This is a genomic window from Pseudomonas sp. BN414 (assembly GCF_029871275.1).
Lineage (GTDB): Bacteria > Pseudomonadota > Gammaproteobacteria > Pseudomonadales > Pseudomonadaceae > Metapseudomonas > Metapseudomonas resinovorans_C.
The window spans coordinates 96,909-118,258 of sequence record NZ_SSOL01000075.1; the positions used below are offsets into that span (position 1 = coordinate 96,909).

22 protein-coding genes and 1 tRNA gene are annotated in these 21,350 nt (G+C 64.0%); 11 read left to right on the plus strand and 12 right to left on the minus strand.

Annotated elements, in window-relative coordinates; genetic code table 11:
* Window positions 1–36 precede the first annotated feature (36 nt).
* The 4 genes from E8E95_RS22925 to E8E95_RS22940 form a co-directional block, all read right to left on the minus strand.
* Window positions 37–1,209, minus strand: a complete 1,173-nt coding sequence (locus E8E95_RS22925; protein ID WP_280354136.1) for an EAL domain-containing protein — start codon at window positions 1,207–1,209, stop codon at window positions 37–39.
* A gap of 121 nt (window positions 1,210–1,330) precedes the next feature.
* Complete coding sequence (locus E8E95_RS22930) at window positions 1,331–1,648, minus strand: hypothetical protein (RefSeq protein WP_179060041.1); 318 nt, start codon at window positions 1,646–1,648, stop codon at window positions 1,331–1,333.
* The gene (locus E8E95_RS22935; RefSeq protein ID WP_280354139.1) at window positions 1,645–2,034 is read right to left on the minus strand and encodes a phage holin family protein; all 390 of its coding nucleotides are present in this window, start codon (window positions 2,032–2,034) and stop codon (window positions 1,645–1,647) included. The genes E8E95_RS22930 and E8E95_RS22935 overlap by 4 nt, the downstream gene beginning before the upstream one ends.
* 2 nt (window positions 2,035–2,036) lie before the next feature.
* Window positions 2,037–2,351, minus strand: coding sequence for a DUF883 family protein (locus tag E8E95_RS22940; RefSeq protein WP_179060039.1), 315 nt, complete (start codon window positions 2,349–2,351; stop codon window positions 2,037–2,039).
* 356 nt (window positions 2,352–2,707) lie between these two features.
* Here E8E95_RS22940 and E8E95_RS22945 point away from each other — a divergent pair, with 356 nt between their 5' ends.
* The gene (locus E8E95_RS22945) at window positions 2,708–3,916 is read left to right on the plus strand and encodes an ammonium transporter (protein WP_280354141.1); all 1,209 of its coding nucleotides are present in this window, start codon (window positions 2,708–2,710) and stop codon (window positions 3,914–3,916) included.
* Between the two features lie 109 nt (window positions 3,917–4,025).
* Here E8E95_RS22945 and E8E95_RS22950 read toward each other — a convergent pair whose 3' ends face one another.
* The 3 genes from E8E95_RS22950 to E8E95_RS22960 all read right to left on the minus strand — a co-directional run bounded on the left by E8E95_RS22950 (window position 4,026) and on the right by E8E95_RS22960 (window position 6,967).
* A complete protein-coding gene (locus E8E95_RS22950; protein ID WP_280354143.1) occupies window positions 4,026–5,294 on the minus strand; it encodes an OprD family porin in 1,269 nt (422 codons plus the stop codon).
* A 107-nt stretch (window positions 5,295–5,401) separates the two neighbouring features.
* Window positions 5,402–6,268: an MBL fold metallo-hydrolase gene (locus E8E95_RS22955; RefSeq protein ID WP_280354146.1), complete on the minus strand. Its 867-nt coding sequence runs from the start codon at window positions 6,266–6,268 to the stop codon at window positions 5,402–5,404.
* Between the two features lie 105 nt (window positions 6,269–6,373).
* Complete coding sequence (locus tag E8E95_RS22960) at window positions 6,374–6,967, minus strand: glutathione S-transferase family protein (RefSeq protein WP_280354147.1); 594 nt, start codon at window positions 6,965–6,967, stop codon at window positions 6,374–6,376.
* A 154-nt stretch (window positions 6,968–7,121) separates the two neighbouring features.
* Between E8E95_RS22960 and E8E95_RS22965 the strand changes: the two genes are divergently transcribed.
* The 3 genes from E8E95_RS22965 (at window position 7,122) to E8E95_RS22975 (ending at window position 9,198) form a co-directional block, all read left to right on the plus strand.
* Window positions 7,122–7,679, plus strand: a complete 558-nt coding sequence (locus E8E95_RS22965; protein ID WP_280354148.1) for a TetR family transcriptional regulator — start codon at window positions 7,122–7,124, stop codon at window positions 7,677–7,679.
* A gap of 84 nt (window positions 7,680–7,763) precedes the next feature.
* The gene (locus tag E8E95_RS22970) at window positions 7,764–8,915 is read left to right on the plus strand and encodes a DUF5610 domain-containing protein (RefSeq protein WP_280354150.1); all 1,152 of its coding nucleotides are present in this window, start codon (window positions 7,764–7,766) and stop codon (window positions 8,913–8,915) included.
* A gap of 46 nt (window positions 8,916–8,961) precedes the next feature.
* Entirely contained in the window at window positions 8,962–9,198 is a 237-nt protein-coding gene (locus E8E95_RS22975) for a glutaredoxin family protein (RefSeq protein WP_280354151.1), read from the plus strand.
* Window positions 9,199–9,370: 172 nt separating this feature from the next.
* Here the strand turns inward: E8E95_RS22975 and E8E95_RS22980 are convergent.
* The 3 genes from E8E95_RS22980 to mobA form a co-directional block, all read right to left on the minus strand.
* Window positions 9,371–9,447, minus strand: a tRNA-Pro gene (locus E8E95_RS22980).
* Between the two features lie 163 nt (window positions 9,448–9,610).
* Window positions 9,611–9,832: a YgdI/YgdR family lipoprotein gene (locus E8E95_RS22985; protein ID WP_179060032.1), complete on the minus strand. Its 222-nt coding sequence runs from the start codon at window positions 9,830–9,832 to the stop codon at window positions 9,611–9,613.
* A gap of 77 nt (window positions 9,833–9,909) precedes the next feature.
* Window positions 9,910–10,497 (minus strand): molybdenum cofactor guanylyltransferase MobA, encoded by a 588-nt coding sequence (gene mobA, locus E8E95_RS22990; protein WP_280354153.1) that lies wholly within the window; start codon window positions 10,495–10,497, stop codon window positions 9,910–9,912.
* Window positions 10,498–10,564: 67 nt separating this feature from the next.
* Between mobA and moaB the strand changes: the two genes are divergently transcribed.
* Together moaB and glp are read left to right on the plus strand one after the other, a co-directional pair.
* Window positions 10,565–11,104, plus strand: coding sequence for a molybdenum cofactor biosynthesis protein B (gene moaB / locus E8E95_RS22995; RefSeq protein WP_179060030.1), 540 nt, complete (start codon window positions 10,565–10,567; stop codon window positions 11,102–11,104).
* Window positions 11,101–12,315, plus strand: a complete 1,215-nt coding sequence (glp, locus tag E8E95_RS23000) for a gephyrin-like molybdotransferase Glp (RefSeq protein ID WP_280354154.1) — start codon at window positions 11,101–11,103, stop codon at window positions 12,313–12,315. Before moaB ends, glp begins: the two co-directional genes overlap by 4 nt.
* Before the next feature lie 137 nt (window positions 12,316–12,452).
* On the opposite strand, the gene E8E95_RS23005 is transcribed toward glp, so the two are convergent.
* The gene (locus E8E95_RS23005; protein ID WP_280354155.1) at window positions 12,453–13,475 is read right to left on the minus strand and encodes an AraC family transcriptional regulator; all 1,023 of its coding nucleotides are present in this window, start codon (window positions 13,473–13,475) and stop codon (window positions 12,453–12,455) included.
* A 126-nt stretch (window positions 13,476–13,601) separates the two neighbouring features.
* Between E8E95_RS23005 and E8E95_RS23010 the strand changes: the two genes are divergently transcribed.
* The 3 genes from E8E95_RS23010 to E8E95_RS23020 are packed head-to-tail and all read left to right on the plus strand — an operon-like array spanning window position 13,602 to window position 18,352.
* Window positions 13,602–15,197 (plus strand): FAD-binding oxidoreductase, encoded by a 1,596-nt coding sequence (locus E8E95_RS23010; RefSeq protein ID WP_280354157.1) that lies wholly within the window; start codon window positions 13,602–13,604, stop codon window positions 15,195–15,197.
* 2 nt (window positions 15,198–15,199) lie between these two features.
* The gene (locus E8E95_RS23015) at window positions 15,200–16,774 is read left to right on the plus strand and encodes a glycerol-3-phosphate dehydrogenase/oxidase (RefSeq protein ID WP_280354158.1); all 1,575 of its coding nucleotides are present in this window, start codon (window positions 15,200–15,202) and stop codon (window positions 16,772–16,774) included.
* An 18-nt stretch (window positions 16,775–16,792) separates the two neighbouring features.
* Window positions 16,793–18,352, plus strand: a complete 1,560-nt coding sequence (locus tag E8E95_RS23020; protein WP_280354160.1) for an FGGY-family carbohydrate kinase — start codon at window positions 16,793–16,795, stop codon at window positions 18,350–18,352.
* Between the two features lie 111 nt (window positions 18,353–18,463).
* Here the strand turns inward: E8E95_RS23020 and E8E95_RS23025 are convergent, their stop codons facing one another.
* Entirely contained in the window at window positions 18,464–19,162 is a 699-nt protein-coding gene (locus E8E95_RS23025) for a pirin family protein (RefSeq protein WP_280354161.1), read from the minus strand.
* A 206-nt stretch (window positions 19,163–19,368) separates the two neighbouring features.
* On the opposite strand from E8E95_RS23025, the gene yegS reads away from it, so the two are divergent.
* Window positions 19,369–20,268 carry a lipid kinase YegS gene (gene yegS / locus E8E95_RS23030; protein ID WP_280354162.1) on the plus strand — a complete coding sequence of 300 codons (900 nt, stop codon included), beginning with the start codon at window positions 19,369–19,371 and terminating at the stop codon, window positions 20,266–20,268.
* A gap of 134 nt (window positions 20,269–20,402) precedes the next feature.
* Window positions 20,403–21,329, plus strand: coding sequence for a chemotaxis protein CheV (locus E8E95_RS23035; RefSeq protein WP_120651667.1), 927 nt, complete (start codon window positions 20,403–20,405; stop codon window positions 21,327–21,329).
* The last annotated feature ends 21 nt before the right edge of the window (window positions 21,330–21,350 follow it).

Genomic DNA, 21,350 nt, shown 5'->3' on the forward strand with positions numbered 1-21,350 from the left:
GAAGAGCCTACTCTAACCCAAGCGGTTGCCGGCGACTCAGTCCATTGCCAGGCAGGCGGCGTCCACGTCCACCAACAGGAGCCGGCGACCATTGTCGATGAATTGTCCGGCCGTCAGGCAGTACTGGTTGGTGGTGGCATCGCGGTAAGTCGTGGACAGGGTCAGACGGCGCTCTTCCCAGCCTTCGGCCAGCAGTTGATAGAAGTAGGGACGCCAGGACCAGTTGTGCCCCCGATAGCTTGCATCCTCCTGCCAGCCGCCTGGCTGCCAATGCAGGTTGGGCGTGATTTGCGTACCGTTGCGGTCGCACTGGTAGATGCGCAGCAGCCAGGGGTAATCCACCGGGCTGGCCAGGCTCGATGCCGGTGCACCGCTTTCGGCCCATTCACGTAGCCGCGCCATCAACTGGTTGAGACTGCGGCGCAGTGTCATCAGACGTGCACGTTCGGCCAGTTTGCTTTGCACGTAGCGATCGCGGAGCAGGGCGAAACGCTGGACGAATGCCTGGGGCTCGAAGAACTCCAGGCGCGGTGCGGCAAACAGGTAGCCCTGCACGTAGCGCGAGCCGCATTCCAGGGCGAAGTCCAGTTCGGCTTCGGTTTCGACCCCTTCGGCGATGATCCAGCAGCCGGTCTTCTCGGCCATCTGCGCCAGTGCTTTCACCACTTCGCCGCTGGGGCCGCCACGGGCAGCGGCCTGGAACAGGCGCATGTCGAGCTTGAGGATGTCCGGTTGCAAGGCCAGCACCCGGTCGAGCTGGGAGTAGCCGGCACCGAAATCGTCGATAGCGATTCGCGCACCGGCCTCCCGGTAACGTGCCACGACGTCTGCCAACCGCTGGCTGGCGCCGCCAAGCTCGGTGATTTCGAAGACGATGCGTTCGGCCGGAATCCCGTACCGCCGCAGTTGCTTGAGGCTGGGCAAGGGTTGACCGGGGCGCAGGCGGCTTATCCAGCGCGGGGAGATGTTCAGGCTGAGGAACCAGTCCGGCGGTGCGTCATGCAGGCGCCGCAAGGCGTCTTCCCGCAGTTGTCGGTCGAGGCGGCGCAGGGCTGCCGGGGAGATTCTGTTATCGACGAAGAGTGGGCCGACCGATTGCAGGCTACCGTCCGGCTGGCGCAGCCGCCCCAGGGCTTCGACGCCGGCGATCAGCCCCGTAGCGGTATCGATGAAGGGCTGGAAGCAGGCGAGCGGTTGCCCATCGATCACGTTGACTCCTTAGTGGACGGCCAGGGGACTGCGCATGGCGCAGGGCGTTGCCCATCCCGAGTGCGACGGGCCGCTCACCCGTAGCAAGAATGTGGCCAGTTGCCTTCCTGTTCCTGGCGAATCACCCCGGTCCGCTTCGTGGAGGGTGCTTCAACAGGGCTTGCAGCAAGGGGTAAAGCGCGCCGCCCAGGCGCAGACCGCGCCGCAGACTGCCCTTGCGCGCAACGAGGAATCCCAGGACAGCCACCGCCGCCATGCCCCAAAGCGGGGCGTGAGGGATGTCCAGTTGACGGGTGAAGTCCCGCGCCTGGCGTATCGGTTGCGTCAGCAACAGGGTTTCGTGGCGTAGTTCCTGGCGCTGCATTTCCAGGCGCAGGCGTATCAACGCCTTGCGCATGTCACGGCGGGTCGCCTTGCGAGGTAGTTCCGGCAGGCTCATGGCAAGAGGCGCTCCCGGTCTCGGGCCAGTTCTTCGAGCGTAGCGCTGAACGGCGATTCGTCATCGTCCACCGCGGCGCGCAGCCGCAAGCCGCAATAGATGGTCGCCAACAGGTAGAACACACAGAGACCACCGACCGCTTCGAAACGCCAGGTGTCCCAGAACATGACCAGGACCAGGGCGGACAGACAGATCAGCAGGAGCAGGGCAAAGACCAGCGTGAGTCCGCCGAATAGCAACAGATAGAGACTGTTGGCCTTCTGCTCCTGCAATTCGATACCGAACAGCTCCACGTGACCGTGCAGCAAGCCGAGCAGCGACGCGCTCAGACGCTTGGGCGACGGACCGCGTCCCGCCTCCTGGGCGGAAGGGTTTTCCTCGCTCATGGTCAACGCCGCGCGGCCAGAAGGCCAAGCAGGAAGCCGAGGCCTGCGGCGAGGCCGACGCTCTGCCAGGGATGTTCCTGGACGTAGTCCTCAGTGGCCTGAAAAGCCGCCTCGCCGCGTTCACGCAGGTTCTTCTCGGTATCGCGAAGGGTGTCACGGGCGCGCTTGAGGCTGTCGTGGATTTGCAGGCGAAGCTCATCGGCTTGTTCGCCTGCCAGGCTGGCGGTGTCTTGGAGGAGTTTCTCGGTATCGCTGACCAGAGTCTGGAAGTCGGCCAGCAGTTCGTCCTGGGCACTTGCTGCGGTCTTACGGGGCATGTCGATTCTCCTTGTAGGACTCAATGCCTAAGAGTAGGTGCCATCTGCCAAGGTTCACGGGGAATTTCCACTTGCCTCTCTGGTATAGCGCTTGCATCGGGCTGGTGCGCGGTTGCGGCGGAATGCGCTGGTACGGGGCGCCCTGGAGGGCTTTCCGGCACGTCAACCCGAAGGTCAACCCTATGAAAATCAAAAAGAAATGCCGTTCGAGGGACTTCTTGCGCCAGCTGGCCTGCACCAAATCGGGGGATCGCTGCGATCCGTTGCGGTGCGGGGCGGCTTCAGGATGGTGCGCGCGGAACCTGACTTGAACTGCTTTGGTGCTTTTTTCCTCGCTGCCGGAGTTGCCTTCGCCAATGGAAAACCTCAACAGCGCCGTGGAGACCCTCATCCACGGCTCCAATACCCTGTTCATCCTCATGGGCGCCGTGATGGTGCTGGCCATGCACGCGGGCTTCGCCTTCCTCGAGGTCGGCACCGTGCGGCAGAAAAACCAAGTCAACGCCCTGTCGAAAATCCTGTCCGATTTCGCCGTTTCGACCCTGGCCTACTTCTTCATCGGCTACTGGATCGCCTATGGCGTGACGTTCCTGGAGCCGGCCAGCGTGCTCGCTGCCGACCACGGCTATGCCCTGGTGAAGTTCTTCTTCCTGCTGACCTTCGCCGCCGCGATTCCGGCCATCATCTCCGGCGGCATCGCCGAGCGTGCGCGCTTCTGCCCGCAACTCTGTGCCACGTTGCTGATCGTTGCCTTCATTTATCCCTTCTTCGAGGGTTTGATCTGGAATGGCAACTTCGGCCTGCAGGACTGGCTGAAGAGCAGCTTCGGTGCCAGCTTCCATGACTTCGCCGGTTCGGTGGTGGTGCATGCCGTGGGCGGCTGGCTGGCCTTCGGTGCCGTGGTGCTGCTGGGGCACCGCAACGGGCGCTATCGCGAGGGCCGTCTGGTGGCATTCGCACCTTCGAATATCCCCTTCCTGGCGCTTGGTTCGTGGATCCTTATCGTGGGTTGGTTCGGCTTCAACGTGATGAGCGCGCAAACCCTGCAGGGTGTCAGCGGCCTGGTTGCGGTGAACTCCCTGATGGCCATGGTCGGCGGTACCGTCGCGGCGCTGCTGGTAGGACGCAATGACCCCGGCTTCCTGCACAACGGACCGCTCGCCGGTCTGGTGGCAGTCTGTGCCGGTTCCGACCTGATGCACCCGGTTGGCGCGCTGGTGACCGGCGCCATCGCCGGGGGCCTGTTCGTCTGGGCGTTCACCGCTACCCAGGTCAAATGGAAGATCGATGACGTCCTCGGCGTCTGGCCGTTGCATGGGCTTTGCGGCGTTTGGGGCGGTATCGCCTGCGGCATCTTCGGCCAGGAGGCCTTGGGCGGGCTGGGCGGCGTCAGCCTCGTGAGCCAACTGATCGGTACCGGCCTCGGCGTGCTGGTGGCGCTGGTAGGCGGCTTCGTGGTCTATGGCCTGCTCAAGGCGACCTGGGGCATTCGTCTGAGCCAGGAGGAGGAGTACTACGGCGCGGACCTGTCGATCCACAAGATCGGGGCGACTTCGCAGGATTGAGGTCCGCGGTTCTATTCCTGAAGCGTTGGGCTTCGCTGCGCTCTGCCCAACCTACAGTGAGCACATGAAAAAGCCCGCCGATTGGCGGGCTTTTTCGTTGGGAGCGGCGTTACCAGAGCGGTAGCACGTAGCTGAGGATCAGGCGGTTCTCGTCGATGTCGCTGCCGAAGTTGGTGGAGCGCACGGTCGCGTTGCGCCACTTCACGCCGAAGTTCTTCAGCGCGCCTTCCTGGAACACATAGGCGATGTCCATGTTGCGTTCCCACTCCTTGCCGTCTTCGCGGCCCACGCCCAGGTCGATGTTGTCGCCGGAGAGGTAGCGGGTCATGAAGGTCAGCCCGGGGATGCCGATGCTGGCGAAGTTATAGTCGTAGCGGGCCTGCCAGGACTTCTCGTCCTTGTTGGCGAAGTCGCCGATCTGCACGTAGTTCACCAGGAAGGGGTCGGTACCGTTGATGTAGGCGAAACCGGTATCGCCACTCATGCTCTGGTAGCCGAGGCCGAAGGCGTGACCGCCGAGGGCATAGGTGAACATGGCGCCGAAGGCCTTGTTGTCGACGTTGCTGGTGCCTTCATCGGTGGAGCGGGCGAAGCGGAGGTCGCTCTTCAGCGATTGCTTGTCGCCCAGCGGCAGTACATGCAGGACAGTGAAGTAGTGCTGCTTGTAGAACTCGTCGAGTTCGCCGTAGTGGTAGCCGGTGGAGAGGCTGTCGGTCCACTTGTAGGTGGCGCCGCCAAAGTTGAACTCGTCGCTGGTGGTGCCGGTGCGGAAGGTGATGGCGCGGGCAGCGCCACTGGCGATGGTCATGTCCTCGTAGTCGGACGAGTCACGCTGGTTGACCTGCTTGAGCTGGCCGCCGTCGAAGGTGAGGCCGTCGAGCTCCAGCGAGTTCAGATGGCCGCCCTTGAAGGTCTGTGGCAGCAGGCGTGAATCGTTGTACTGGACCACCGGCAGCTTGGGCAGCAGGGTACCGACCTTCAGCACGCTCTTGGAGGCGCGCAGCTTGGCAGTCAGGCCGAGTTCGCCGTAATCGTCCTGGGCGCGGCCGGTTTCGCGGTCGCGCTTGAGCAGGCCGGTATTGCTGCGATCCGGGCTGGAGTCGAGCTTGACGCCGAGCAGGCCGAGGGCATCGACGCCAACGCCGACAGTGCCTTCGGTAAAGCCGGACTCATAGCGCAGGAGAAAGCCCTGGGCCCATTCTTCGGCCTTGGACTGGGGAGCGTTGTCCTGGCGGAAGTCGCGGTTGAAGTAGAAGTTGCGTAGCTCCAGGCTGGCCTTGCTGTCCTTGATGAACTCGGCCTGGGCGATGCCCGGCAGAGTAAAACTGGCGCCGAGCGCGGCCAGGGCCACGGCTCGTGCAAGCGAGGTATTGCTCATTGTTATTGTCTCCTCGTTGGATTGCAGGTCGGTCGGGTCGTCCTGTTACAACAATTTGACTAAAGCATTTCGTTACATTTCCTGTCTGTTAGACGATGGTCGGCCGTCTACTGCACCCATTGCGGGTAGTAGCCGAGCTTGTCCTGCACACCGGCATCGTGGGCAGGAACCACGGTGAGCCCGGGTTCCTGCTGGAGCAGGTCGTGGACCTTCTGCAGTTGAGCGCGGGTGGCTTCGCGATCGTTGTCGACCATTCTGCGGCTGACCCAGAACTTCTCCTTCGGCCCGGTAAAACCTTCCAGACGCCAGCTGGTATCACCGGTGAAGAAGAAGCGCCGTCCGTCGTCCAGGGTCACGAACAGGCCCACCGAACCCGGTGTATGGCCACTCAGCGGCACCAGGACCAGGCTGCGATCCCCAAAGAGGTCGAGGCTTTCCTCGAAGCCCATGAAGGGAACCGGCAGGAAGGTGAAGGGGTGCCATTTCACCTTGTGGGCGAACTGGCTGGGCAGGACCGCAGGCGGCGTCGCGATTTCAGTGAATTCGATTTCGTCGTAAGGCGCCCAGACCGGTACTTCGGGAAAGTCCACCAGGGCCGAGGCGTGGTCCCAGTGGGCATGGCTGAGGATGATGCGGTCCACCTGAACGCCATCACGGTCCAGTTGATCGCGGGCCGGACTCACGGCGCCGTACTGCATCAGCGGCTTGTCCCACCAGGGCATCTCGCGGGTGAACTGGCTATCCACCTGACGGCCGAGTCCAGTGTCGAACAGCAGGGTAGCGGCGTGATGCTGGATCAGCACCGCCACGTGGTTCGCCTTCACCTTTTCCGTCCATTTGCCGTCTGCCACGGTAAAGGCGTCCAGGGTTTCGGTTTCCGAGGTCTTCACCAGGGCGAAGCGCAGGCCATCGGCCTGGGAGATGGCGCTGAAGGTGCCGAGCAGGAAGAGCAGGCAGTACGAACGCAGGCGCATTTGATCAGTGTCCTCGAGGCAGGAAGCGAGAGGGGCGTGCAGCTTCTGAAATCACTGCCGGCGGCTCCCGGGGTGGAATGGAAAGGTCACGTTGGCGTCCGGCCCTTAGAACCGGGGCAGGTCGACGTAGCCGGGCAGGGCGCGGATCCGTGCGATCCAGCTGTTCAGGTGCGGATAGGGCGCAAGCTCCAGGCCACCTTCTTCGGCCATCGCCAGATAGGGGTAAACCGCCACGTCGGCGATGGTGGGCTGCTCGCCGACCAGCCAGGAGCGATTGGCCAGGTGGGCATTCACCAGTTCCAGAACCTGCCGGCCACGGGCCTGGGCGTCCTCCAGGTCCACCGGCCGGCCGAACTTCAGGCCGACTCGCGCACGTGCCACACCGTTATGGATTTCGTTGGCGGTGAGGCTTAGCCAACCCGCGATCTGCCCCTGGGAAAAGGCGTCCTGCGGATGCCAGTGTGTATCCGCATAGCGTCGCGCGAGGTAGACGAGTATCGCCTGGGAGTCGACCAGCGGCTGGCCATCGTCCACCAGCACCGGGACCTGGCCTCGCGGATTCAGCGCCAGGAACTCCGGACGCTTCTGCGCGCCGCGGGGCAGGTCGACGTTCACCAGTTCGGCCGGTTGAGCTATCAGGCCGAGAAACAGCCGGACCTTGTAGCAGTTGCCGGAGAGATAGAAGTCGTGGAGTTGCATGGCGAGTCCCTCGCGTTGGTTGGAATGCGCTGGATAGTAGACAGACCTGTCTGTATATTTCAAGCGCAAAGCTCGCGACATCCCGGACTCGCGTCCCGCGCGGTTTGAGTCGACCAGGCCGGGTGCGCATAATGCGGCGGTTCAGGAGACAGCAATGGCATCGAGCAAACGCGATCAACTGGTCAACACCGCCATCGCGCTTTTCTATCGCGAAGGTTTCCACGCCACGGGTATCGACCGCATCCTGGCCGAGTCCGGCGTGGCCAAGATGACCCTCTACAAGCATTTCAAATCCAAGGACGAGCTGATCATCGCCGCCCTGGAATCACGCTTCGCACCGGCAGCCGAGCGCATGGCTGCGGCGTTCGAGCATTTGCCGCCGCGGGAAGCCATCCTGCGGGTTTTCGATGGCCTGGCCGAGTGGCTGAGGCAGGAGCCGTTCTGCGGCTGCGCCTTCATCAATGCGGCGGGCGAATTCCATGATCGCGACCATCCGGTGCATCGCCTCGCGGCGTCCTACAAGCTGGCAACCCAGCGCTACTTCCGTGAGGCGCTGGCACGACTGGAGGTTGCCCAGCCCGAGCGCCTGGCCCGCCAGCTCCAGTATCTGATGGAGGGGGCGATCAGCATGGCCCACATCGAGGGACCGAGCGACCAGGCACTGGAGGCCAAGGAGGCGGCTGATCAACTGATGCGCGCCGCCGGTATCTGACGCAATCCGCTCGTCGACAGCTGCTCAAGTTCTTCGGCCGTCGGCCGCCAAAGAGGGGACGCCGCCGACTCCGGATTCCCCGCTATGAATGCCCTGGCCCCGTTCGCTTCCTCCACCCAGCGTTCCGCTGTTTCCGGTTTGCCCGCTGCCCTGGCGCGAAAGCAGGTGGATGCGCAGGAAACCCTGGCTGGTCGACTCGGCAAGCAGTTGGGGCTGGAACCGGACGCTCTGAGCGACATGGCCTCCAAATACACTCCCGAGAAAGTCGCGGAAAAAGTGCTCGGCTTCATCGACCAGCGCCTGCGCAGCGAGTCGGCCAATGGCGGCGACCCAGCCAAGTTGCAGGGGCTGCTCGATCAGGCCCGCGTCGGAATTCAGAAAGGCTTCGATGACGCGCGCAAGATTCTCGATGGACTGGGCGTGCTCGGCGGCAAGGTGGCCGAGGATATCGACGACACCTTCGACCGTATCCAGGACGGCCTGGGCCAGTTGCAGAAGTCCTATCTGCAGCCTGCGGTCACCACCGAACCCGGTGGCACCGTGGCTGTTGCCGGCTACAGCGAGCGATTCCAGGCCCAGGCGGAAACCTTCGACCTGGAAGTGAAGACCCGCGACGGCGACAAACTGCGCATCTCGATCGCCCAGGCATCGGCCAGCTACTCTCGGAGCAGCCTGGCGGCGGCCAGCGATGGCAAGACGTCACTGCTGATGGGCAGCAGCCAGTCTTCCAGCCTGCAGATCGGCGCCTGGCAGATCGAGGTGCAAGGCGAGCTGGACGACGAGGAAAAGGCCGCACTGAGCGACCTGCTCGGCCAGGTCCAGGACATCTCCAGCAAGTTCTACTCCGGTGACCTCGCCGGCGCTTTCGACCGTGCCATGACGCTGGACATGGATGGCGAGCAACTGGCATCCATGTCCTTGCACCTCACCCAGGCCAAGGTCATGCAGGCCACCGATGCGTATGGCGCAGTCGCCCAGCAGGGCGGCCAGGCGGCCAGTGCGGTCAATGGCAACCTCAAGGACTATGCCGATAGCCTGCTGGAAGCCCTGCGCAGTGCCGGGGAGCTGGCCGATAACGGCCGTGACACGCTGAAGCAGCTGCTCAAGGGTGGATTCGACCTGGATGAGCGCTTCAATCCGGCTCAACTGGCCAAGGCCGAGGCGTTGAACAATCGACTGCTGGATGGCCTGCAACCCTTGCTGGACAAGGGTCAGGGCAAGTCCACCGACGCCTGATCGCGTGCTAGACTTCGCGCCTCGCTGATCTTCGAGGCGCGTCCCCATGCTTCCTGAATGCCAACTCTTCGGCACCCTCGGCTGCCACCTCTGCGAGGTCGCCGAGGGCGTGCTCATGCCCTTCGTCGAACGCGGCCTGTTGGTGGAGGTGGTGGACATAGCCGAGCGCGAAGAGTGGGTCGAAGTCTATGGCCTGCGCATTCCGGTGCTGCGTCGTTGCGATACCGGCGGTGAACTGGGCTGGCCCTTCGATGCAGCCGCCGTGGCTTCCTTCCTGTCCTGACCGCCATTTCCTGACGTAGCGCTTCCGGCCGCTTGGCGTCAGGCAGTAATGCCCGCCACGCGGACCGACGCTGATCGTTCCGCTTCCACACCCTGGAATCCTCGTCGCGTATGCCGCTGACAAAAATCGCAGGCAATAAAAAACCCGCCATTTAGGCGGGTTTTTCGGGATTTGGTCGGAGCGACTGGATTCGAACCAGCGACCTTCTCGTCCCGAACGAGACGCGCTACCAAGCTGCGCTACGCTCCGTTGTGTGGCGCGCATTCTACAGAAAAACTTTTGGCCTACAAGGGGTTAGCGAGAAATTTTTTAATTTCGCTGCATTGCGGGGTGAGGAGGCGAAGAATGACGCGGGATTGCTGGGGAGGGTGAAGGCCCGCCTCGCTGGAAGAGTGCGAGCGGGCCGCGAGAATCAAAGTTCTTTGATGGTGCGGACCTGATCCTTGTTCACCTTGGCACGCTTGCCGTCCAGTTGTTCGAACTCGTAGAAGCCCGTGTCATCGTCGAAATCGGGTTTGTCCACGGCCTGGATTTCACGCCCGTCGTTGAGGGTGATCACGGTCGGCGAAGAGCAGCCGGCCAGAGTGAAAAGACCCATTGCGAGCAGGAAAGCGGGGACTATCCGCTGGTTCATCGTCATCTCCTTGATGAGTACGCTGGTTAACGGAGCTTCTGACGAAGAACTTCCGGGCAAAGTTCCAGAAATCTGACTCAGTTCCCAGGATGCGAGCGGCCCAGCAGATCGGGCGTATTCAGGTTGGCGAGCCGCGGATCGCCTTCCGCGCAGACCACCGCGACCGGGTCCAGTTTCCGGAGGATGCGCTGCGGGCTGCGCTCTCCGGCCTGCCAACCGGCTTCCAGTATCGGCAGCACGGCACGGGGCAGGACGCAGAACAGCGGCTCCCAGAATTCACCCTGACGGACCATGACCGGGCGCTCGCAGGCGGCGGCGAGGAGGCTGGCGATCAGCGTGTCGTCCACTTGCGGGGCGTCGCAGGGCAGGATCAGTAGGTGCTCGTGGCGGGCCACTGCCAGACCTGCGCGGATGCCGGCCAGCGGTCCCGGGTAGTCCGGGCTGTCGTCCTGCACGAGTTGGTCGGCCCAGGTGGCGTAGCGCTCGCCGTTGCGATTGCAGGAGATGATCAGGTCGTCGGTGAGCGGGCGGACCCGCTCGTGCAGCCAGGCGATCAGGGGGCGACCGCGCCATTCGACCAGGCCTTTGTCGCGGCCGCCCATGCGCTGGCCGCGACCGCCGGAAAGCAGCAGTACGGAACAGGGCGGCAGGGGCTGGTCGGTCATGGAAAGGTCTCCGGGACGGCGCTGTGATATAACACCGGGCATTCACACCTACAACTGGAAGCCTGCCATGAGTCACAAGGCCGAGGCGGTGTTCGTGCCGCTCAATATCGCCGTTCTAACCGTCAGTGATACCCGCAGCCTGGAGACCGACACCTCCGGCCAGCTCTTCGTCGATCGCCTGACCGCCGCCGGACACAATCTGGCCGCGCGCGTGCTGCTGAAGGACGACCTGTACAAGATCCGCGCCCAGGTCGCCACCTGGATCGCCGACGATCACGTGCAGGTGGTACTCATTACCGGCGGCACCGGCTTCACCGGCCGCGACAGCACACCCGAAGCGGTGGCCTGTCTGCTGGATAAGCAGGTGGATGGCTTCGGTGAGTACTTCCGGCAGATTTCCGTGGCGGATATCGGCACCTCCACCATGCAGTCCCGGGCCCTGGCCGGACTGGCCAACGGCACCCTCGTGTGCTGCCTGCCGGGCTCCACCAATGCCTGCCGCACCGCCTGGGACGGCATCCTCGCCGAGCAACTGGACAATCGTCATCGTCCCTGCAATTTCGTGCCGCATCTGACCCAGGCCAATGCCTGCGAGAGCCGCGGATGAGTGGTTGCGACCATCCCGGCCTGATGCCGGTGGAGGACGCACTGGCGCGTCTGCTGGCGCTGGCGGCGGCTGCCCCGATCGACGCATGCGAGACCGTGAGGCTGGCTGACGCCGACGGCCGTGTACTGGCCGAACCGCTGGTGGCTGGCCTCGACCTGCCTCCGTGGGACAACAGTGCGATGGATGGTTACGCGCTGCGGTTGGCCGACTGGCAGGGCGAGCCGCTGGTGGTGAGCCAGCGCATTCTCGCCGGCAGCGCACCGGAGCCGCTGAAGCCTGGCACCTGCGCGCGTATTTTCACCGGTGCACCGCTGCCCGAAGGCGCGGACCTGGTGGAGATGCAGGAGAACGCCGAAGTCCTGTCCGATGGCAGGGTGCGCTTTCTCGAACCACTCAAGGCTGGTCAGAACGTCCGCCCGCGCGGGCAGGAAACCCGTACCGGCGATAGCGTGCTGCCGGCCGGCACGCGGTTGGGCCCCATCGAGATGGGGCTGTGTGCCTCCCTCGGCGCCGCCGAATTGCTGGTGCGCCGTCGCCCCGTCGTGGCGGTGATCTCCACCGGCGACGAACTGGTACCGCCCGGCCAGCCGCTGGGGCCGGGGCAGATCTACAACAGCAACCGCAGCCTGCTGATCGCCTGGCTCAAGCGCCTGGGGTGCTCGGTGGTGGACGCCGGCATCCTCGCTGACGATCTGGAGCTGACCCGCAAGGCACTGACCGAACTGGGCCAGGTGGACCTGATTCTTTCCACCGGCGGGGTTTCCGTAGGCGAGGCGGACTTCCTGGGCGAAGCGCTGCGCGAAGCGGGCGAGCTGGCGCTGTGGAAGCTGGCGATCAAGCCGGGCAAGCCCCTGACCTTCGGGCATTTCCGTGGGGTGCCGGTGATCGGCCTGCCGGGCAATCCGGCGTCGACCCTGGTGACTTTCGGCCTTCTGGCGCGGCCCTATCTGCTGCGTCGCCTCGGCGTCGAAGAGGTGGAACCGCTGGGGTTCGTGGTGCCTGCCGGCTTCACCTGGAAGAAACCGGGTAACCGTCGCGAGTACCTGCGTGCGCGACTGGAGAATGGCCGCGCGGTGATCTACCCGAACCAGAGCTCCGGTGTGCTGCGCAGTGCCGCCTGGGCCGAGGGGCTGGTGGAAGTACTGGAAGGCACCACCCTGGCCGAGGGCGATACCTTGCGCTTCATTCCGTTGAGTGAGTTGCAGGCCTAGCGGTTGTGCGGATTCTGCCTCTCTTTGTGGGGGCGAATTTATTCGCTAAGGGCAGCACAGCTGCCCCATGCAAGCCCATATGGCAGGACTGCGTCCTGCTTAGCGATTGAAATCGCCCCCACAGGTTTGCTCCTGCCTCACCCTTGCCTCTTCGCCTCCCGATACTCCCCCGGCGTCTGCCCGGTCCAGGCCTTGAAGCTGCGGTGGAAGGAGCGCGATTCGGTGAAGCCCAGGTAACAGGCGATGTCCTGGATCGGCAGGTCGCTGCGCAGCAGGTAGTGCTCCGCCAGTTCGCGGCGTAGTTCGTCGAGAATCTGCTGGTAGCTCGTACCCGCCTGTTGCAGGTGGCGCTGCAGGGTGCGAACGGTCATATGGAATTTCTCTGCCACCCGTTCCTTGCGCGGCAGGCCGTCCTTGAGCAGCAGACGCAGCGCATTCTTGACCCGCTGCGGAAGCGGCTCGTCGTCATCCAGCCCCGCCATCAGTGCCAGGGCATGTTCCTCCAGTGTGCGCAGCAGGTTGGCGTCGGCCTGACGCAGTGGCACGGCGAGGTACTCAAGGGGGACCAGCAGGGCGTTGCAGGGCTGTTCGAAATGGACCGGGCAGCCGAACACTGCTTCGTAGTCTTCGATGCGGGTTCCCTCGGGCTGGGCGTGTTCGAACCACACTTCCCTTGGTGAGCGTTGCATGTCGGCGATCCAGCGGGCATAGAGCAGCCAGGAGGCCAGTACGTTTTCCACCATGTGGCGGCGGATGGCCGGGTCCTGGTGGCGGCAACTCCAGATCATTCGCACCAGGTCGCCCTCGGCCTCGATGCGACTCACGCCCATGTCACCCACCAGCTTCTCGTAAGGCGCGATGCGACTCATGGCTTCGCCGAGGGTGGCGCAGTTCATGGTGATGTAGCCCAGCACGCTCCAGGAGCCGGGCTGTACATAGCGCGCTGAATGCAGGCCGAAGAGCGGATCGCCGGACTCGCGAATCAGATGGCCCAGCAGGCGCTCGTGGACTTCACTGGGAAGGCGTCGCCCGTTGTCCGCAAGGTCTTCGGGGCTGAGCCCGGCCGCGGCGAGAACGGTGGCCTGTTCCAGACCAAGCTGTTCCGCATGGCGCAGGTACTTGAGAAGGGCGGGAACGGAGGTATAGCCGAGGGCGTGCATGCGTTTTCTTGTTATGTCCTGATTGGCGATGGCCACTGTCCCGATTCGACAGTGACGCCTTTGGGCGGCTGGCTAGTATAGGCAGCCATCCAAGACCTTCGAAACAACCCGAACAAGGAGAACGGCATGCGACGCTGGAACGGCTGGGGCGATGAGGCGACGGTGGTGGAACTGCCGGCCAATGGAGCGGCCTTCCTGGCCGAACGCATCAGCATGGGCCAGCCGCTGGCTGATGCGACTCTTGAGCAGGTACTGGCGCGCGTGCCGGCCTCGCGCCTGGCGGCGCACCCGCTGATCAGCCTGGATGCCGAGACCCGCGTGCGCCACGCTCGTGGCCAGAGCCTGCCGGACTGGCTGGCCATGCGCGAGGGCGATTTCGGCCTGTTCCCTGACGGCGTGGCCTTCCCGGAAACCCCGGAGCAGATCCGCGAGCTGCTGACCCTGGCGGCTGAACGCGATCTGGTGCTGATTCCCTATGGCGGCGGCACGTCGGTGGCGGGGCATATCAACCCCCAGGCCGGCGAGCGGCCGGTGCTGACGCTTTCCCTGGCGCGCATGAATCGCTTGCTGGAGCTGGACGAGGAAAGCCAGATCGCAACCTTCGGCCCTGGCGCCAACGGCCCTCAGGTGGAAAGCCAGCTTCGTGCCCGTGGCTATACGCTTGGTCATTTCCCGCAGTCCTGGGAGCTCTCCACCCTGGGCGGCTGGGTGGCCAGTCGCTCCAGTGGCCAGCAATCCTTGCGTTATGGACGCATCGAACAGCTGTTCGCCGGCGGTACGCTGGAGACCTTTGCCGGTCCCATGGAACTGCCGACCTTCCCGGCGTCGGCGGCGGGGCCGGACCTGCGTGAAATTGTGCTCGGCTCCGAAGGGCGCTTCGGGGTGATTTCCGAAGTGCGGGTGCGTGTCACTCCGCTGGCCGACCAGGAATCCTTCTACGCGGTTTTCCTGCCCAACTGGACGCAGGCACTCGAGGGTATCCGCTGCCTTGCCCAGGCGCGGGTGCCGCTGTCCATGTTGCGCCTGTCGAACGCTATTGAAACGGAAACCCAGCTGGCCCTAGCTGGCCATCCGGGACAGATCGCGCTGCTGGAAAAGTACCTGGCCCTGCGTGGCGCCGGCGCCGGCAAATGCATGCTGACCTTCGGCGTGACCGGCAACCGCGCGCAGAACGCCGCGTCGCTGAAGCAGGCCCGGCGCCTGTTGAAGGGATTCGGCGGGGTCTTCACCGGTACTCTGCTGGGCAAGAAGTGGGAGCACAACCGCTTCCGTTTCCCCTATCTGCGCCACGCGCTGTGGAGCGCGGGCTATGTGGTGGACACGTTGGAGACCGCTACCGACTGGGTCAATGTCGACAGCCTGCTCGGCAAGATCGAGGCCAGCCTGCGCACCGGGCTGGCGGATGAAGGCGAGCGCGTCCACGTGTTCACGCACCTGTCCCATGTCTATGGCGAGGGATCGAGCATCTACACCACCTACGTCTATCGTCCCGGTGCGAGTTACGCCGAGGCCCTGGCGCGCTGGAGCAAACTCAAACGCGTTGCCAGCGAAGTGATCGCGCAGAATCGCGGCACCATCAGCCATCAACATGGCGTTGGCCGCGACCACGCCCCCTGGTTGCCGGTGGAGAAAGGGCCTCTGGGCATGTCTGTGCTGCGTAGTCTGGCGCAGCACTTCGACCCCGAGGGGCGTCTCGCTCCCGGCGTTCTGCTCGAGGATTGAACATGGGTGCCTGGAACGCCGGTTGGCGCGCCGCTGCCTTGCCCGAACTGGCCAGCCGCGAGTGGGATCTGATCGTGGTCGGCGGCGGCATTTGTGGTGCCGGCATCCTGCGGGAAGCGGCCAGGCGTGGCTGGAAATGCCTGCTGCTGGAGCAGCGGGACTTCGCCTGGGGAACGTCGAGCCGGTCCTCGAAGATGGTCCACGGCGGTTTGCGCTACATCGCCAAGGGCCAGTTCGGCCTTACCCGCGCCTCGGTGCGTGAACGCCAGCGTCTGCTGGCCGAAGCGCCAGGACTGGTGGAACCGTTGAGTTTCGTCATGCCGCACCGCGGCGGTTTTCCAGGGCCGCGGATCTTCGGCGGCCTGCTGGCGGTGTACGACGCGCTCGCCGGGCACCGCAATCACTTTTACTACCCGCTGCAGCAACTGCGCTATCTGGTGCCTGGCCTGGCCGAAGGTGGCTTACAGGGTGGCACCCGTTTCTTCGATGCCGTCACCGACGATGCCCGTCTGGTGATGCGAGTGCTGGGCGAGGCTCGCGCCGAAGGTGGCGAGGCCCTGAACGGCGTGCGTGTGGTGAGTTTGCGGCGGGACCAGGGCAGGGTGACCGGCCTGGAAGCCGAGGACCTGGAGACTGGCGAGCGCTTCACGTTCCGCAGCCGTGCGGTGGCCCAGGCCACGGGTGCCTGGGCCGATCGTCTGCGCGCTGCACAGGGCACGGAACACATTCGCCCGCTGCGCGGCAGTCATCTCCTGCTTCCGGCCTGGCGTCTGCCGCTGGCTCACGCGATTAGTTTCATGCATCCCACCGACGGTCGGCCGGTCTTCGTCTTCCCCTGGGAAGGGGCGACCGTGATTGGCACCACCGACCTTGACCACCGAGAGGACCTGGATCGGGACGCGCGCATCACCGAGGCGGAAGTCAGCTACCTGCTGGATGCCTGCGCCCTGCAATTCCCCGCAGCCCAGATTGGCCGTTGCGATGTGCTGTCCACCTGGGCGGGGGTCCGGCCGGTGGTGAGCGATGGCGAGGCGCGGTTGAAACCCTCGGATGAGAAGCGCGAGCACGTCCTCTGGACGGAGCCCGGCTGCGTCACCCTGGCCGGCGGCAAGCTGACCACTTTCCGTCTGCTGGCCCTGGAGGTGCTGCATGCCTGCGCAGGCTTCGTCGACCGGACTGTGGAGGAGGGCGATGACCTGGTGTTTCGGCCCTGCGCAGCTCCGGACGCTACGAACCTTTCGCCCGCCCAGCGTCTGCGTCTGGTGGGGCGGCATGGGCGAAGTGCTGCCGAAGTGGCGCGCTGGGCCGTGAAGCTTGGCAACGGGCGCGTCGGAAGCAGCAATACGCTTTGGGCCGAACTGGCCTGGGCGGCGGAGGGCGAATTGGTCCTGCATCTGGATGATCTGTTGCTGCGTCGGACGCGCCTCGGTCTGTTGCTGCCGGAAGGGGCCCGCGCGGAGCTGCCGCGCATTCGCTCGCTGTGCCAGCCGCTGCTGGGGTGGGGCGATTCCCGCTGGGCAGAGGAAGAGGCGGCCTACCTGGCGCTCTGGCGACACTGCTACAGCTTGCCGGAATAACAAGAACAAGGACGCATCGTGAGCGAAAAGAGTTATCTGCTGGCCATCGACAACGGCACCCAGAGCGTTCGCGCCCTGCTGTTCGACCTGCAAGGCAACCTGGTGGGCAAGGGCAAGGTGCCGCTGGAAGCCTATTACTCCAGCCAGCCTGGCTGGGCCGAACAGGACCCTGACTACTACTGGAACAGCCTGGGTGAAGCTTGCCGGCTATTGTGGGCGTCAGTGGACATCGACCGCAGTCTGATTCGCGGTGTGTCCCTGACCACCCAGCGCGGCACCGTCATTAATGTCGACGAACAGGGCAAGCCATTGCGCCCGGCCATTCTCTGGCTCGACCAGCGTCAGGCCGAGGTGGAGGGGCGGATCAAGGGGCCCTGGGGATGGCTGTTCAAGGCGATCGGTCTGGAGGGCACAGTGGACTATTTCCGTGCCCAGGCGGAGGCCAACTGGGTGGCGCAGAACCAGCCGGAACTCTGGTCGAGAACGCACAAGGTGCTGCTGCTGTCAGGCTTCCTCAGTCACCGGCTGTGTGGCCGCTTCGTCGATTCGGTGGCGTGCCAGGTCGCCTATCTGCCATTCGATTACAAGCGCCTGCAGTGGGCCGCGCCGCGTGACTGGAAATGGCAGTCCATGCCGGTGCGCCGCGAGCAGTTGCCGGAACTCTTCAAGCCCGGCGAGCGCTTGGGAAGCATCACCGCCGAGGCCAGCCGCCATACTGGAATCCCGGAAGGTCTGCCGCTGATTGCCGCGGGTGCCGACAAGGCCTGTGAAGTGATTGGTGCCGGCGGGGTGGAGCCAAGCATGGCCTGTCTGTCCTATGGCACGACCGCGACGATCAACACCACGCGACGCAAGTACCTGGAAACCATCCCGCTGATTCCGCCCTATCCGGCGGCGATTCCCGATCACTTCAACACCGAAGTGATGATCTACCGGGGCTTCTGGATGGTCAGTTGGTTCAAGCAGGAGTTCGGCCTGCGTGAAATGCAGCGGGCAAAGGAGCTGGGGGTTGAGCCGGAGGCGCTTTTCGACGAGCTGGTCAACAGCGTGCCGCCCGGTTCTATGGGGTTGATGCTACAGCCCTACTGGTCGCCGGGCATCCGCGAGCCGGGTCTGGAGGCGAAGGGATCGATCATTGGCTTCGGCGATGTTCATACCCGCGCGCATATCTATCGCGCCATTCTCGAAGGTCTTGCGTATGCCCTCCGCCAGGGCAAGGAGCAGATCGAGAAACGTTCCGGCACTCACATTACGCGATTGCGGGTTTCCGGCGGCGGTTCCCAGAGCGATGCCGCCATGCAACTGACCGCCGACATCTTCGGTCTGCCGGCTGAGCGGCCGCACGTCTACGAAACTTCGGGGCTCGGTGCGGCGATCGACTGCGCGGTGGGCCTGGGCTTGCACCCGGACTTTCCGACGGCCATTGGCGCCATGACGCGGGTAGGTCAGGTGTTCCAGCCGGACCCGCAGGCACAGCGGACCTATGACCGGCTATACCGCGAGGTTTACCAAGGGATGTACAAGCAGTTGCGGCCGTTGTACCGCAAGATTCGGGACATCACCGGCTACCCGGCGTAGCAAATCTGTAGGAGCGAACTCATTCGCGAAAGGGCTGCATCGCAGCCCCCGGCGAGTTCCATCGCGAATGAATTCGCTCCCACAACGTGCTGTGTACCCATCGATGGCAGATCAGGCCACATCCACCAGGACGATTTCGCTGTCCTCGCTGGCGGTGAAGCTGAGCACTTCCACATCGTGCACCGCCACGCCGTCGCGGGCTTCGGCAGCAACGCCGTTCACCTCGTATTTGCCCTTGGCTGCCACCAGGTAGGCCTTGCGGCCTTTCTCCAGGCGGTACTCGGCGCTTTGTCCTGCCTTCAGGGTCGCGGCGACGAGTCGTGCGTTGGCGCGGATGTGCAGGGCGTCGGTGCCTTCATCGATCCCGCTCGCCAGGGTGACGAAGCTGCCTGCACGCTCTCCCTTGGGGAAGGGACGGGCGCCCCAGGACGGCGCAGCACCGTACTCGGTAGGCATGATCCAGATCTGGAAGATCTTGGTGGTTTCATCTTCCAGGTTGTACTCGCTGTGGGCGATGCCCGTGCCGGCGCTCATCACTTGCACGTCACCGGCTTCGGTGCGGCCCTGGTTGCCGAGGTTGTCCTTATGGGTGATGGCACCCTCGCGGACGTAGGTGATGATTTCCATGTCCTGGTGCGGATGCGGCGGGAAGCCACTGTGGGGAGCGATCTCGTCGTCGTTCCATACCCGCAGTTGGCCCCAGTTCATCCGCTGGCTGTCGTAATAGCTGGCGAAGGAAAAGTGATGACGGGCATTGAGCCAGCCGTGGTGGGCTCCACCCAGTTCAGCGAAGGGGCGTACTTCGATCATGTTCAGTTCTCCAGTCTGCTCGCGGAGGGAGTTCTCCGGAGGAATGGGTGGCATGATCAATCATCATATAACTGTGCAAAAGCGCAATTTTTCCGCAATTGATATCTAAATACTCGATTGGTTTGACGTTGGAACAATCGGCGCGGGCGTCATTGTCGAAGTCTTGCGGTCCTATACTCCGGCCATTCCTGATCGATGGAGGTGATATGGGCGAGCGCAAAGCCTTGCTGATCCTGCACGGCAAACAGGCAACCAACGACGACGTTAGAACGGCGGTGGAAGCACGCCGGGAGGACGGGTGGGAGTTGGCCGTGCGCGTCACCTGGGAAGCGGGTGATGCTCGCCGACTGGTGGGGGAGGCGTTGGCAGCGGGCTATCGGACGCTGATCGCCGGTGGCGGTGACGGCACTTTGCGCGAGGTGGCGGAAGCCATGGTCCAGGCGGATAGCGATGCCAGCCTGGCGCTGTTGCCCTTGGGCACGGCCAACGATTTCGCGCGTGCCGCTGGAGTACCCCTTGAACCCCGCGAAGCACTGGCTCTGCTGGATGTGGCGCCGCGTGCGATCGACCTGGGCGATGCCGGCGGACACCTGTTCCTCAACATGGTGACGGGGGGATTCGGCTCGAAGATCACGGCCAACACCTCCGAAGACCTGAAGAAGGTGCTCGGTGGGGCTGCCTATTTCCTTACCGGCCTTACCCATTTCGCCGAAGTGCATTCGGCCATGGGTAGTTTTCGCGGGCCGGATTTCTTCTGGGAGGGCGAATTCCTGGCGCTCGGTATCGGCAATGGGCGGCAGGCCGGCGGCGGCCATCCGCTGTGTCCGCAGGCGGTGCTGAACGATGGGTTGCTGGACCTCTGCATCATCCCGGCTCCCCAGGATGTGGTGGGCACCCTGACGACACTGCTGTCCGGCGGCATCCTCGGTCTGGAGGCGGTTTCCGTGAGCGCGCGCCTGCCGTGGGTAGAAGTGGAAGCTGCGGAAGGGCTGGACCTTAACCTCGATGGCGAACCGCTGGAAAGCTCGCGCTTGCGCGTCTCCGCACGGGTGGGGGCGCTGCGATTGCATCTTCCCGAAGACTCTCCACTGCTGCTGCCAGGCTGAGCCCTGGGCGTGCTGGCGTCATAGGGTTGGCTGCGGCATGATGGCGCAGTGCCATGTCTTCAGTTTTTCGGCGCTTTGCCGAAACGCTGCCATGGCAGTCCTGCCCACACCGCATTCGCAGCAGAGGAAGTTCCATGGCCGGCATTCTCGACACCGTCGATCAACGCACCCAACTGGTGGGTGAAAACCGCCTGGAAATCCTGATGTTCCGCCTCAGTGGTCGTCAGCTGTTCGCCATCAACGTGTTCAAGGTGCAGGAAGTTCTTCAACTGCCCAAGATGACGCTGATCCCGCAGCGCCATCCCTTCGTGTGCGGCGTGGTCAATCTGCGGGGTCAGACGCTGCCGGTAATCGACCTGTCCCAGGCCATCGGCATGCGTCCGCTGGTGCCGGACGAGCGCAGCACCATCATCGTCACCGAGTACAACCGCTCGGTGCAGGCATTCCTGGTCGGCGGCGTGGATCGCATTCTCAATCTCAACTGGGAGTCCATCATGCCGCCGCCCGGTGGCGCGGGCCGCCAGCATTACCTGACGGCCATCACCAAGGTGGACGAGCAGATCGTCGAAGTCATAGACGTGGAAAAAGTACTGGCGGAGATCGTGCCGATGAGCACCCGGGTATCCGCTGATCGCCTGGGCAATCCGTTGCTGCAGATGGCCGTGGGGCGCGAGGTGCTGCTGGTGGACGATTCCAGTGTGGCCCTGACGCAGTTGCGGGAGACCCTTTCGCAGCTCGGCATGCGCATGCACATGGCCAGCGATGGCCTGAAGGCATTGAAGATGCTCAAGGCCTGGGCGGATAGCGGTGAAGACATGACCGAGAAGCTGCTGATGATCTTCACCGATGCGGAAATGCCGGAAATGGACGGCTATCGACTGACCACCGAAATTCGCAACGACCCGCGTCTGCGCGACCTCTACGTGGTGATGCACACGTCGCTGTCCGGCAGCTTCAACGACGCCATGGTGAAGAAAGTCGGCTGCGACAACTTCCTCTCCAAATTCCAGCCCGACAGGCTGGTGGACGTGGTGATGGACCGCCTCAAGCGAGATCAATGAGCTTGAGGTGAGCGGGGCCGG

Bases quoted from the DNA above. Each gene is read 5' to 3' on its own strand.
- E8E95_RS23015 (WP_280354158.1), top strand. From the start codon at position 15,200: ATGGGTGCCTGGAACGCCGGTTGGCGCGCCGCTGCCTTGCCCGAACTG.
- E8E95_RS22965 (WP_280354148.1), top strand. From the start codon at position 7,122: ATGGCATCGAGCAAACGCGATCAACTGGTCAACACCGCCATCGCGCTT.
- E8E95_RS23005 (WP_280354155.1), bottom strand. From the start codon at position 13,475: ATGCACGCCCTCGGCTATACCTCCGTTCCCGCCCTTCTCAAGTACCTG.
- E8E95_RS22930 (WP_179060041.1), bottom strand. From the start codon at position 1,648: ATGAGCCTGCCGGAACTACCTCGCAAGGCGACCCGCCGTGACATGCGC.
- E8E95_RS22935 (WP_280354139.1), bottom strand. From the start codon at position 2,034: ATGAGCGAGGAAAACCCTTCCGCCCAGGAGGCGGGACGCGGTCCGTCG.
- E8E95_RS22985 (WP_179060032.1), bottom strand. From the start codon at position 9,832: ATGAACCAGCGGATAGTCCCCGCTTTCCTGCTCGCAATGGGTCTTTTC.
- E8E95_RS22970 (WP_280354150.1), top strand. From the start codon at position 7,764: ATGAATGCCCTGGCCCCGTTCGCTTCCTCCACCCAGCGTTCCGCTGTT.
- E8E95_RS23035 (WP_120651667.1), top strand. From the start codon at position 20,403: ATGGCCGGCATTCTCGACACCGTCGATCAACGCACCCAACTGGTGGGT.
- E8E95_RS22975 (WP_280354151.1), top strand. From the start codon at position 8,962: ATGCTTCCTGAATGCCAACTCTTCGGCACCCTCGGCTGCCACCTCTGC.
- mobA (WP_280354153.1), bottom strand. From the start codon at position 10,497: ATGACCGACCAGCCCCTGCCGCCCTGTTCCGTACTGCTGCTTTCCGGC.
- E8E95_RS22940 (WP_179060039.1), bottom strand. From the start codon at position 2,351: ATGCCCCGTAAGACCGCAGCAAGTGCCCAGGACGAACTGCTGGCCGAC.
- yegS (WP_280354162.1), top strand. From the start codon at position 19,369: ATGGGCGAGCGCAAAGCCTTGCTGATCCTGCACGGCAAACAGGCAACC.
- E8E95_RS23025 (WP_280354161.1), bottom strand. From the start codon at position 19,162: ATGATCGAAGTACGCCCCTTCGCTGAACTGGGTGGAGCCCACCACGGC.
- E8E95_RS22945 (WP_280354141.1), top strand. From the start codon at position 2,708: ATGGAAAACCTCAACAGCGCCGTGGAGACCCTCATCCACGGCTCCAAT.
- moaB (WP_179060030.1), top strand. From the start codon at position 10,565: ATGAGTCACAAGGCCGAGGCGGTGTTCGTGCCGCTCAATATCGCCGTT.
- glp (WP_280354154.1), top strand. From the start codon at position 11,101: ATGAGTGGTTGCGACCATCCCGGCCTGATGCCGGTGGAGGACGCACTG.
- E8E95_RS22950 (WP_280354143.1), bottom strand. From the start codon at position 5,294: ATGAGCAATACCTCGCTTGCACGAGCCGTGGCCCTGGCCGCGCTCGGC.
- E8E95_RS22960 (WP_280354147.1), bottom strand. From the start codon at position 6,967: ATGCAACTCCACGACTTCTATCTCTCCGGCAACTGCTACAAGGTCCGG.
- E8E95_RS23010 (WP_280354157.1), top strand. From the start codon at position 13,602: ATGCGACGCTGGAACGGCTGGGGCGATGAGGCGACGGTGGTGGAACTG.
- E8E95_RS22955 (WP_280354146.1), bottom strand. From the start codon at position 6,268: ATGCGCCTGCGTTCGTACTGCCTGCTCTTCCTGCTCGGCACCTTCAGC.